Origin of the sequence: Clostridium yunnanense (genome assembly GCF_016595795.1) — a bacterium.
Lineage (GTDB): Bacteria > Bacillota > Clostridia > Clostridiales > Clostridiaceae > Clostridium_AR > Clostridium_AR yunnanense.
The window spans coordinates 206,220-218,790 of sequence record NZ_JAENHN010000006.1 but is presented as its reverse complement, the minus strand read 5'-3'; the positions used below and the strand labels follow the sequence as shown (position 1 = coordinate 218,790).

Annotated in this window: 12 protein-coding genes; 11 read left to right on the top strand and 1 reads right to left on the bottom strand. The window is 33.2% G+C overall.

Annotated features, from left to right (window positions below; translation table 11 throughout):
* The first annotated feature begins 5 nt into the window (after positions 1 to 5).
* The 11 genes from JHL18_RS02050 to JHL18_RS02000 all read left to right on the top strand — a co-directional run bounded on the left by JHL18_RS02050 (position 6) and on the right by JHL18_RS02000 (position 11,475).
* Positions 6 to 434 (top strand): hypothetical protein, encoded by a 429-nt coding sequence (locus tag JHL18_RS02050; RefSeq protein WP_200265967.1) that lies wholly within the window; start codon positions 6 to 8, stop codon positions 432 to 434.
* Positions 395 to 709, top strand: a complete 315-nt coding sequence (locus JHL18_RS02045; RefSeq protein ID WP_200266030.1) for a hypothetical protein — start codon at positions 395 to 397, stop codon at positions 707 to 709. The genes JHL18_RS02050 and JHL18_RS02045 overlap by 40 nt, the downstream gene beginning before the upstream one ends.
* A gap of 4 nt (positions 710 to 713) precedes the next feature.
* Positions 714 to 2,651, top strand: a complete 1,938-nt coding sequence (locus JHL18_RS02040) for a phage tail protein (protein WP_200265966.1) — start codon at positions 714 to 716, stop codon at positions 2,649 to 2,651.
* 3 nt (positions 2,652 to 2,654) lie between these two features.
* On the top strand, positions 2,655 to 3,362 hold the full coding sequence (locus tag JHL18_RS02035; protein ID WP_243277757.1) for a phage distal tail protein: 708 nt from the start codon (positions 2,655 to 2,657) through the stop codon (positions 3,360 to 3,362).
* Positions 3,363 to 3,468: 106 nt separating this feature from the next.
* The gene (locus tag JHL18_RS02030) at positions 3,469 to 3,717 is read left to right on the top strand and encodes a hypothetical protein (protein WP_200265965.1); all 249 of its coding nucleotides are present in this window, start codon (positions 3,469 to 3,471) and stop codon (positions 3,715 to 3,717) included.
* Positions 3,704 to 3,931 (top strand): hypothetical protein, encoded by a 228-nt coding sequence (locus tag JHL18_RS02025; RefSeq protein ID WP_200265964.1) that lies wholly within the window; start codon positions 3,704 to 3,706, stop codon positions 3,929 to 3,931. Before JHL18_RS02030 ends, JHL18_RS02025 begins: the two co-directional genes overlap by 14 nt.
* 20 nt (positions 3,932 to 3,951) lie before the next feature.
* Positions 3,952 to 9,471, top strand: coding sequence for a phage tail spike protein (locus tag JHL18_RS02020; protein ID WP_200265963.1), 5,520 nt, complete (start codon positions 3,952 to 3,954; stop codon positions 9,469 to 9,471).
* Position 9,472: 1 nt separating this feature from the next.
* A complete protein-coding gene (locus JHL18_RS02015) occupies positions 9,473 to 9,778 on the top strand; it encodes a hypothetical protein (protein WP_200265962.1) in 306 nt (101 codons plus the stop codon).
* A gap of 249 nt (positions 9,779 to 10,027) precedes the next feature.
* Complete coding sequence (locus JHL18_RS02010) at positions 10,028 to 10,231, top strand: BhlA/UviB family holin-like peptide (RefSeq protein WP_200265961.1); 204 nt, start codon at positions 10,028 to 10,030, stop codon at positions 10,229 to 10,231.
* A gap of 21 nt (positions 10,232 to 10,252) precedes the next feature.
* On the top strand, positions 10,253 to 10,510 hold the full coding sequence (locus JHL18_RS02005; protein WP_200265960.1) for a phage holin family protein: 258 nt from the start codon (positions 10,253 to 10,255) through the stop codon (positions 10,508 to 10,510).
* Positions 10,511 to 10,578: 68 nt separating this feature from the next.
* On the top strand, positions 10,579 to 11,475 hold the full coding sequence (locus JHL18_RS02000; protein ID WP_200265959.1) for a peptidoglycan recognition protein family protein: 897 nt from the start codon (positions 10,579 to 10,581) through the stop codon (positions 11,473 to 11,475).
* A 526-nt stretch (positions 11,476 to 12,001) separates the two neighbouring features.
* On the opposite strand, the gene JHL18_RS01995 is transcribed toward JHL18_RS02000, so the two are convergent.
* Positions 12,002 to 12,424 carry an HIT family protein gene (locus tag JHL18_RS01995; RefSeq protein ID WP_200265958.1) on the bottom strand — a complete coding sequence of 141 codons (423 nt, stop codon included), beginning with the start codon at positions 12,422 to 12,424 and terminating at the stop codon, positions 12,002 to 12,004.
* Between the last annotated feature and the right edge of the window lie 147 nt (positions 12,425 to 12,571).

Below are 12,571 nucleotides of genomic sequence, written 5' to 3'. Positions count from 1 at the left end.
GAACAATGGAAAATATTAAATTAGAGATGAGAAAGTTAAGTGGACAAGATTTGTTTCCAATGATGAAGATCTTAGCAAAGGTTAAAGTTAAGGATATGATACTTGATTTTATAAAGAAAAGAGCTGAAGTAGCGAGAAAAAGCCAAGAAGCTATAGCTATGGAGGGCACTAAAGAGTACACAGAAGAAGAAAAGATGGAGATAGGTATGGAGCTATTTGCAGATATACTAAATACCACTATGTGTAACTTAGACTTAGCAAAAGAAGATATAAACCTATTATTATCCTCAGTATGTAATGCAGAGGTAAAAGAGATTAGAGAACTTGATATGCTTCAATATACAAGTCTTCTTATGGATTTCTTTTCAAAGGAGGAGCTTGTTGATTTTTTCAAATGTATTGCTTCATCCAACGTGTTTCAGAGTTTAAGATAAAAGATTTATTGTTTAAAAGATATGCAAATGTAAATGAGCTTTTAGAGACTTTTAATGACTTTGGAGACCTAAGAGATTATTTGCTTTCATTATTAGATAAATCTATGGATGAAGAGATGTATGAGTATTACATTCATAAATCGATTTTATCTGATATAACTTATCAAGATTTTAAGGATAAGATAATAAATCAGATAAATGCATCACAAATGACAGCTAAGGATGTAGACGAAATTATGGAAGATGCCTTTAAATATATAGAACCAAGGAGGTGATATTATGGGAGTAATGGAGCTATTCACCATGGGTGGGAGAATAGTAACCAACGCAGACGAGGCAAACGAAGGTTTAGATAAAGTTACTAATAAGGCTAAAGATAGTGAAGGTAAAATGGGCGGTGCCTTTAAACGAATAGGTGGTGCTATTGTTGCAGCCTTTGCAGTAGATAAGATAATAGATTTTGGTAAGAAAATGGTTGAAACAACTGCTAATATCCAAGCTCTAGATTCACAGTTCACTCAAACCTTTAAAGGTGATCAGGCAAAGGCAATGGAGCTTATTACAAAGCAAGCTCAAGATCAGAATATATTTGTTGATAGACTTAAAGGAACTTGGTCAAGCTTTTATGGAACCTTTAGAGGTAATGGTGCAAATGCCAATGATTCTTTAGATTTAACAAAGAGATATATGAATTCAGCAGCAGATGCAGCAGCCTACTATGATACTTCTCTTGAAGATGTTGTAGGAAGAATGAAGTCAATGACCATGGGGAATTTTGAGGCGGGAGATGCTATAGGAGTTAATATCAACGCAACAAAGATGGATACTATAGCCAAAGAAAAGTACAAAAAGTCCTGGCAAGATCTTAATGATACTCAAAAGGAATTTTTGCTTATAGATACCGTCGAAGGGATATATAAAAATTCAGGTGCAATGGGACAGGCTTCTCGTGAAGCTAATAATTATTCAAATGTAGTAGAGAATCTAAAGGCTAGCTGGGGAAGGTTTATATCTATTCTTGGAGCTCCTATATTAAGTGCGGTAGTTGGTGTGATTGGAAATATAACGAACATAATAGATGAGCTTACAGCTAAAGTTCAAAGTTTTAATACAGGTACCTTCATATCACAACTTTCAGATGCAGGAGGAATAGCAGGTAGTCTTGGAAATACAATAAACATTTTGAAAGGTATCTTTTTCAATTTAAGAGATAGCTTTATTGAAATAATATCAGCAATAATAAAAACAGCTCAAGATTGGTATAACAATAATCAAGATACTATAAACAGGATTATTGAAATCTTTAATAATTGTCTTACTATGGTTAAAAGTATCATACAAGATGGAACAACAATCATTATGGCTATATGGGATACTTTCGGTAAATTTATTTTTGATATGGCTGCGGCTTACTTAGGTTGGATTTTAGAAAAAGTACAGGCGGTGCTGCAGATTATAAGTGGGGTGTTTCATGTAATAGCTTCACTTATAAAAGGTGACTGGCAAGGTGCTTGGGATGGTATTAAGGATATCTTGTTTGGGGCCTTAGAATATTTATATATACTGATAGTTGAAAAACTTGTGGGAGCAATAGTAAATCAAATAAAGGGCTTTGGAAGTAAAGTCTCTGAAGTTTTCAGTAGTATAAAAAATTATATTACGAGAGTTTGGAGTGATATAGCAGGTTCGGTTTCTGGGGCTGTAGAAGGTATTGCATCTAAAGTTGGAGGTGCCTTTGGAGGACTAAAAGGAACTGTAGCAAATATATGGGGTGGAATTAAGTCTGCAATATGGTCACCAATATCAGAAGCAGAGCAATTGTTACAAAAGTTTGTAGGGAAGGTAAAAAGTTGGTTTACAGATTTATTTCCTAAGATTAAGCTGCCACACTTTACTTTAAGTGGTAGTATAGATCCACTAAAGTGGTTTACTCAAGGAGTTCCAAAGTTAGGTGTTGAATGGTATGCCGAAGGAGGAATAATGACTAAGCCGATGGCTTTTGGTATTAATCCAACCACTGGCAATGTAATGGCTGGGGGAGAGCCTAGTACAGGAGGAGAAGCAATAATACCTCTAAATAAGCTTCCAGAATTAATGGCACAAGCTTTAAAGCAGGCAGGTTTTGGACAACAACCAATTGTAGTAAGTGTAAGTGGAAAAGAGTTGTTTACTGCTATGTCTCCTCATATGGCAATGGCCATAAAGGGAAGGAGGTAGGTTATGAGTATAACTCTTTTGATAGATGGTGTTGATTCCACAACATACGGATTCAAATACTTACGAAAGGAAATTGGATTTCCAGCAATAATTTCCTACGGTGAGGAGTGGCTGAAAAATTCAATTATTCCACTGTTTGGTCAGAGGAAGCATAGATACACTCCTCTTAGTTGCAGCTTTTTATATCAAGGGACACAAAACCAATATGAGACTATGAAAAGTGTCTTTTTAGATAAGATAGATAAGTGCACTTTAAAATTTAGTGATATAGATTTTTATTACGATGTGGTATTTGAAGGTGAGGATAAGATAAGTAAGATTAATCCAGAAGCACTAGAAGTAGGGATAAAGTTTAGTATTTATTCCAAGTATAAATCCCAGGTAGTTGAAGCTGCTAATAGATTAAGTACAAAGACAATAAATGCTATAGGGAACATGAAGACACCAGTTATTATTGAAATAACTCCTAGTATTGATCTAATAGATATTACTATCTCAGGACTTGGAGACAATTTTACTATAAAGAATCTAAAGCAGGGACAAAAAATAGTAGTTAATGGAGAAGACGGTACAGTACTTCAAGGCGGTGCAAATAAGTTTATGGATACTGATATGTGGGAATTCCCAAAGTTATCTCCGGGAACTAACAGTGTAACCTTTTCTAAAAATAGCTGCGATGTTTCAATAAAATATAAACCCAGATGGATATAGGGTTCATTTGTTTGTATATCAAAACATATTGGGATTTTATGAAAAGTATTATTAATTAAAATACAACTATAAATATATTTAAACCAGAAATGAAAGGATGATTAAAATGCTAAAAGTAAATAAGAATATAACATTAAGTGGGATAAGTGAAGTAAATGGAGTTCAAGTAGTATATATGAGTGCAGTTATAAGTACAGATGGTGCTAATAATGAGAATGTTAGTAAGAGTATTTCTAACCAAGATTTATATATTAAAAATAAAGCTGAAGTAAGGGCTGATATGGTAGCTTTTGAACAAGAAGTTTATAAGGTACAAGACGGGTTAGTTGGAGGTGGTACTAATGAGCAACAATAAAAGTTTTAATAACCAAAAAAACAATGAAATTATAGATGTTGAGCCAATTTCCGAAGAACTAAAAGTAATAGACCCATCAAAAGATTTAGGTAACTATCTAATTCAGGTATTAAGTGAAGATGGCAGTACAATAATTAAGCAGCTTATTACTAACAAATGCACTGTAAGAATTTCAAATTTAGGAGATCAAAGTACAGTTGCAGAAATTAAATAACCTCTCAAAGGAGGGATAGAATGATTCAATTATATGACTTAAACCATAACAAACTTTATGGTTTAACTAATTATAAAGATTTAAAATTGGAGAGAACTTTAGATGGAGAAGAAGTTCTCTCTTTTTCATATCCACAAATTGATAGTAATTACAGTTATATAACAGAAGAATGTTATATTAGAACAAAGCAGAATGAGTATGTTATAAAAGAAGTAAATATAGAAGATGAGTGGACAGAGTTTGTTGCAAAGGTGAATGTAGAGGATATCAAAGGTAATATAGTCTCTCATTTTGAAACTACAGAGCAAACCTGTAATAATGCAATAGAGCTAGCATTAGCAGGGACTGGATGGACTATTGGAAGTTGCGATATTACTAAAAAAAGAACTATAAAGAAGGCAAATTGTACTAGTTATGATATTCTTAGAGAAATAAGAAAAATGTATCTATGCGAATTTAGGTTTGATGCTGTAAATAAGAAAGTATATATATACCAGTCTATTGGAAGGTATAAAGGAACTTATTTTATAGATGAACTTAACTTGAAAAAACTTACTATTAAAAGCAATTCATATGATTACTGTACTAGAATTATACCAGTAGGTAAGGATGGATTAAAAATAGCCGCTATAAATGGGGGCAAAGAATACGTAGAAAATCATCAATATACCAATAAGGTCATAACAATGTATTGGGAAGATAATAGATACAACGATGCAGAAAGTTTAATGGAAGATGCCATATTTAAACTAGAAGGACTATCTCAACCTATTCATACTTATAGTGCCGAAATTTATGATTTGGCCAGCACAAATGATAAATATAATAATATATTGGATTATGATTTAGGTGATACAATACTTTTAATATCTAAGGATAAAAGCGTTAAAGAAAAACAGAGAATAGTAAAAATTGTGGAATACCTTGATGAACCAGAAAAGAATACCTGTGAAATAGCTAATAGAACTGTTGGTTTAGAAGATATAGGAGCTGAGGCACTTAACTCAGTTGATACAGTAAATACAATTACAACCAGTGATGGACTTTTAGATGGTAGCAAAGTAGATAGTGTTGATTATCTTAAAGTAAAGAATGTATCAATAGGTACTGCAGATATCCAGGATGCTTCTATTGTCACAGCTAAGATTGGTGATGCAGCAATAACTAATGTTAAGATAGCAAATGGAAGTATCAATAATGCTAAGATTGCTAATGCAAGCATCGACAATGCAAAGATAGCAAACGCCGCTATAGATACTGCTAATATAAAAACTGGTGCTATAAATAATGCTCTAATAGGGGTCGCTGCTATTAATACAGTAAATATAGCTAATGGAAGTATTACCAATGCTTTAATAGCAGATAGTATTATAACAAACACTAAAATTGCAGATAGTACAATAACTAATGCTAAGATAGCTAATTCTACTATTGATAATACAAAAATAGCTAATGCTACGATTACAACTGTTCAAATTGCACAGGGAACCATAACTTCAGTTAATATTCAAGATGGATCTATAGTAAATGCTGATATTGCTGATGCAACAATTACAGGAGCAAAAATAGCAAGCGCAACTATAGGGACAGCAAATATAAAAGATGCAGCCATAACAACAGCAAAGATAGTGGATGCTACTATAACTACAGCAAAAATAACAGATGCTTCTATAACAAATGCAAAAATAGGAGTGGCTGCAATCGACACAGTAAATATAAAAGATGGTTCTATAACAAACGCAAAAATAGGAGTAGCAGCAATAGGAACAGCCAATATAAATGATGCTGCTATTACAACCGCAAAGATACAAGATGCATCTATATCTGCAGCTAAGATAATTAATGGTACTATAACAAATGCAAAAATTGAGAATGCAACAATTACAGGAGCTAAGATAGCCAGTGCGGCTATTGAAACAGCTAATATTGCAATAGGAGCAATAACTACTGCATTAATTTCTAATGCGGCCATAGGCACTACTCAAATTGCTGATAGTTCTATTACAGATGCAAAGATTGTTGAATTAACTGCAAATAAGATAAAGACAGGAACCTTAGATGCAGCAAATGTAAGTATTGTTAATTTGAGGGCGGATAATATTGTGGCAGGAGCTTTGACCATAGATGGAGATAACCTACTTCATAATACAGAGTGGCTAGCTGACACTTCAAAGTGGAGCTTATCAACAGGAGTTTCACTTGATGTTACAACTAAATTTGATACCTCCAACACTATTAAATCAATTCAAAGCGGATTAGTTACAGATGCATGGAGAGGAATCTATAGTGAGTATATAAAAACAACTCCAGGTCAAACCTTTGTAGCTTCAATCTATACTATGACAGATGATAAAACATTAGTAGATAGAACTGCTACGATTGAAATAGATTATTATGATAATAATTACAGTAGGATAGGTTATGGTGGAGCTGGAATTGTACCCAATACGAATTCAGTATGGAAAAGAACTATATTTAGTTCGACTGCACCTCAAAATGCTTCATATGTTAGACTTTATGCATATGTGACAAGAAACGGAAGCTTATGGTTTGCTAGACCAATGCTTCAAAGAGGTAGCATTGCATCTGAATGGAAGCCGCACACAGAAGAGCAAATTGGAGCTGGTGCTATATCAGGCAGTCAAATAGCTCAAAGCACAATAGGGACTGGGAATATATCGAATGGAGCAATAACAAATACATTAATATCAGCAAACACAATTACAGGAGACAAATTAGTTATCGATTCCATAACTTCAAGAGAAATTGCTGCTAAGACAATAACTGGAAATGAGATAGCGGCTAATACAATAACAGCGGTACAGATTGCAACAGGTACAATTACTGCAACCAGTGGAATTATAGCAGATGCAGCTATTACAAATGCAAAGATTGCAGATGCTTCCATTACAGCAGCTAAGATACAAGATGCAACAATAACTAATGCAGAAATAGCAGATGCAACTATAACTGGAGCTAAGATATCAAATGCTTCTATAGATACAGCCAATATAAAGGATGGAGCTATAACAACAGCTAAAATAGGAACTGCACAAATAACATCAGCATTAATTGTAGATGGTTCTATTACAACAGCAAAAATAGTTGATGCTTCAATAACTAATGCTAAGATATCAACTTTGGATGCTAGTAAAATAACAACAGGAACTTTAGATGCAAATTTAATTGCAGCAGCATCAATTACTACAGAAAAACTTAAAATAGGTTCAGGAGAGCAAGGGGGATATTTAAACAATCCAAGATTTAATAAGTGGTCCGGAATATATCCTGATGGTGCTACAGTATGGAGCTCAGGAGGGATAAGTAAAATAGTAGTAGATAATACAAATACTGCTCAATTTAATTGTTTAACTGCTGGAACACAATATGGTATGAATTTAACCTCCAGCTTTTTTGCAAATGGCATAGATCTAGATGCCTTAAAATACTTTTGTCTGGAGATGAGATTCAGATTAACATCGGGAACAAATCCTAGCGGAGCAGGTTTTTTAGTTGATATATTTAGGCAAGATTCTAGCTATGATAGATTTACATTAAATGCACTAAAGGCTGGAACCACTCTAACAGTAAATACTTGGTATACAGTGAGACAAGTTTTTGCACTGCCAGATACAAGCGTTGCTAAGACGTTTAAAAGCATATCAGGTTACTTATTAGCTAACTGGAGTGGTATAGGCGATGCTGTTAAAACAATTCAAATTGCTTCCATTAATATGTATCAAGCAACTGAACAGGATTATTTATCACAAAGCTGGACCTACACAGGGCAGACTACAATAGACGGAGGTAAAATTCAGGCTGATACTATTACGGCCACTCAAATTGCAGCCAATTCAATAACAGCTAGTAGTGGAATTATCGCCAATGCAGCTATTTCTGCAGCTCAAATTATAGATGGAACTATAACTAATGCTAAGATAGCTAATGCCACTATATCAGGTGCTAAGATAGCTAATGCAACAATTAATAATACTAATATTGCAAATGCAGCTATAGGAACTGCACAAATAGCTAATTTAGCTGTTACAACTGCTCTTATAGCAGATGGTTCAATAACAAATGCAAAAATAACAAATTTAGATGCAGGAAAGATAACTACTGGAACCTTAGATGCAGGAAGGATATCTGCAGGAAGCATAACTGTAGATAAGTTAGCTAGTAATATCGGCAGTTCTTTAGATATATCATCAAATACTTCAATAACAAACAAGGTAAGTACTGGTGATTTTTCGTCATTAATAACTCAAAATGCTACTTCAGTAAAGATTGCGTTTGGGACTACTCCTTCAGCAAACTTGTTGTTCAATGGTAGAGGACTAATGGGAGGGCAGCATTGGAGAAATAATGGGCTTGGTGATGTTTGGTTAGTGGGAGGTTCTAGCCTTAATGCTTACAGTCCTTTCCCTGAAAAAACAGGCTTTGGTATGTATAAATCTACTACTGGAGAAGGGTTCCTTGAATCAGATACTATTAAAGTGATTCCGGGAAAAACTTATACATTTTCAGCTAGATTTGCAAAAGAACCTAATGTATCTAGTGGAGATATCTTTATTATTGGTAGTGCAAATAATGACAGAAATTATACATGGACGCCATGGATTGGAAGTAGTAGTGTTTGGATGCAGAAGGTTACAGCATCATTTACAGTGCCTTCAAATATTAATTATATCTTTGTAAGACTTGATCATAATGGAGCTGTTTCAGGTTCAACTAACGGAGGCTGGGTACTATGGGTTACAGACATACAACTTGTAGAGGGAGATAAGGCAGGAGAGTGGACACCACATTCTGGAGAAATCAAAACAGCTAATGTTGAAATGAATGGTAATGGGTTAACTATTACAGACGGTCAGTTTAATATTGTGAGCCAAGGTAGAAACATCTTCAAGGTTCAGGATGGTTTTCATTATAATGAATGGGGTATGGCTTGTAGATTAGCTGCATCAAGTGGATCAAGTAAAATTGGGAATGGCTCTGTTTACTTTAATGTAAATGAAGGTTGTTTTTACAGACCCTTTGGATTATACCATGAAAGTTTAAGTTCACCACAAGTACCATTGATGTTATTAACTAACACGAGGAGAATAGAAGCTAGAGACTTGGATGCCAACTATTTCAAAGGCTTTGCAGGAAGTACAGGGGAATTTGACAGTTATGTTTACTCTAATAGGTATATTTCAGGTGCTAACATTATCAATAGATCATTAAGAGAGATTAAGACAAATATCACTAAATATGATGATATACAAGCCTACGATGGATTAAAAGGGCTTAATGTTTATAATTTCAATATGGAATGTAAAGATGAGAATGGCAAAGGCGTACCAAGCTTAAATTTAGGTATCATGGTCGATGAAGCACCATTGGAAATTACACAATTAGGTGGAGGTGAGGGAGCAGACAGAAAGGGGATTAACCTATATTCCTACACTTCTTATCTAGCTTCAGCGTTAAAGTCAGCAATAAATAAAATTGAGAAGCTTGAGGAAGAAATTCAGACAATGAAATGGGGTGTTTAATTTGGCTTATCAAAAAGAGTATACCAACAATCAAGGCATCAATGTTCAGTATTGGAGTATAAACAATTTAACAAAAAATCTTAGATATAAGACTGCTGAGATAACTATTTGTGGCTACTTAACAGGTCAAGCTAAAAATCAAGGATATGAACCAGTTGAAACTAGGAGAATAAAAGTTTTATGGGACAAATTTGATGAGTACCTCTCGGTGGATACTTTAAATACTGAAAATACAAATGATATAGCAATGGCTTATAAGTACATTACAGAAAATGAAGAAATGTTTAAAGATGCAATAGAAATATAAAAGGATATAGGTAAAGTAAGGGCTAGAGATAGTCCTTTAATTTTATGTATTTTTAACAAGTAAGGTGAAATATCTGAGATGGTTTAAACAACTGTAAACAGTCTTATGCTATAGATAACTCAAGAGTTTAAAGTTAATAAGAATGATTCCAATATTGAATTTAAGGTAAAAGGTGAATTGTCACAAGGTTGGAGTTAATGTTAGACTTTTAAGTTTTTTGTTTAAATAGAATAATAAGGTAGGCGTAAAATGGATGATTTAATGAAAGCAGCGCTTAGCCAAGGTTTTGGCTATGCGCTATTTGTATTTCTTCTTTTGTATGTTTTAAAAACGACAGGAGATAGAGAAAAGAGGTATCAAGGGCTATTAGATAGACTTACTGAGAAGTTTAACATAATAGAGGATATCAAAGGTGATGTCAAAGAAGTTAAAGATTTTATATTTAAAAAATAATATTTGAGGAGAGTGTTTTAAATGGATATTATTAAATTTGTACCAGAACAATTATTAATCTTAGTGGCAGGAATATATGTTATAGGAATATTCCTAAAATCCACGCCAAAAGTTAAAGATTGGTTAATACCTTGGGTTTTGCTTTTAATTGGAGTTATTGGATCAGTAACTTTACAGCAAGGTTTCACAGCGTTAGCAGTATTTCAAGGCATAGCTGCCACTGGTGTAGCTGTATTAACTAATCAACTTATTAAGCAAACAATTATTAAAGCAACATAAAATGATAATCAAGAAGCTCAATAGGGCTTCTTTTTTACATTAAAAACTAAAATTTAGGAGGAATTGAAATGAATATTATTGAAAGTCAACTAAACTGGAATGGGGATTTTGTAAAGGGAGAAAATAAACCTTCAAAGATTGTGCTGCATCATGCAGAGGCAACAAAATGTACTGTATATGATATACACAACTGGCATTTAGCTAGAGGGTGGGCAGGAATAGGATATCATTACCTAGTTAGAAAAGATGGTACAATCTATAGAGGCCGAAAAGAAGATTGGAGAGGCTCGCATTGCCCATCAGCGAATTTTAATAGCATAGGGGTTTGCTTTGAGGGGTCTTACATGCTAGAAGATATGCCTCAAGCCCAATTAAACTCAGGATTAGAGCTTATTAAAGATATAAAGAGTAGATACAGAAATATGAATATATATGGTCATAAAGAAATATATCAAACATCTTGTCCGGGAGATAAATTTCCATTAGAAGCAATGAAGAATCAAACTATAAGTTCTCAGGTTATAGCTGCAACGCCATCAGAACAATCAACTATTGTGCAAGCTCAATTTACTTATCCTAATAATGCCAGAATCCAAGGGGATTGGTTCTATGTAAGAGATAAAGATGGAAACGTAATACCTGGAAGAAGAGTTGATGATGGAGACTCTATTACTGTATTAAATGTTTTCTTTACTAAGCAATTAGTAGAAATTGAGTATCCAACACCTTCAGGGATTAGAAAGGGATATATAACAAATAGTAGATTAATAAAATACCTAGCACCTTACAATTGGCAAAATAATAGTAGAGAGGTTTCAACATATGATGTTCCAAATGGGGTATTAATAGGATCGCTCGGAGCAAATGAAAAGGCAACTCTATTATATAAGGTTGGCGATTGGGCGCATGTTGTTTATACAACAGTTAAGGGTGAGTTCACTAAAAGCGGATATATAAAAGTCTAGGAGATAGATATTAAAATATATAAGCTTAAGTGCAAACTAATTGGAAGGCGAATGTTTTCTATAAATTCATATATAGTTATGAATTTATGTATGGTAATACTATGATAGGATTTTAGTACAAACAGAAATTAATAATTGTAGTTATAGTTCTATTAATATAGATTTATAAATGCAGTAGAAAAATTCAAGTGAATATTAAAGCTTCATAAGGAAAAGCTAATTTCTGAAAGGAGTGAATAATCATGGTTAAATCAAAAAACAATCCTAAAGAACAAAATAAGCAAAATACTAATATAGGCACTAAAAGAACTGATAGCAGTAAAAGCCAGCAAAAAACTAATAAACCAAAGGATTAAAATATTGATTTTAGGCTGTATTGAAATTAAGGTGTCACTCATCTGATACTTAAATGAGTTTATTAAGAACACCTTAATTTTAACAACTATATTAAACATAGGATGATTTTCAAATATAGTTAAAAGCACTTATATAAAGACTTAAGTGCTTTTATGCAAATGGAATAAGCCTATAAGTTTGCTTTTATCGCAGTAATTATTTCTGCGTATTCTTCATCGCTAAGTTTAAGGTTGTTTGGAGGATTCATTTCGAAAGTTCCACCCCAGCTATATCCATCTTTATACTTTGGTACAACATGGAAGTGAAGATGTGGAAGTTTGTCTGAATAAGCACCAAGGTTCATCTTATCAGCTCCAAATGCAGTTTTAATTGCTTTTGAAGCAGTTGCTACATCTTTCATAAATAAAGCAAGTTCACTTTCGCTTATTTCAAATAATTCATTTACATGATTATCATAAGCAACAACACATCTGCCTTTATATGTTTGTTCTTTGAATAAATATAGTGTTGAAACATTAAGTTTTTTTACCATTAGCATCAAGTTATCTAATCTTTCATCTTTTTCACAATAAAAACAAGTATCTTTTTCCATTGATAACACCTCATTAAATTAGTTTGCACACGTGTGCAATTATATGTATATTATAACTCTTTTTATATACGTTTACAACATCTTAATATAAAGATAATGATTGATTTACATTTTTGTTGTATTAAAGTCCGGCTTGATATGTTAATT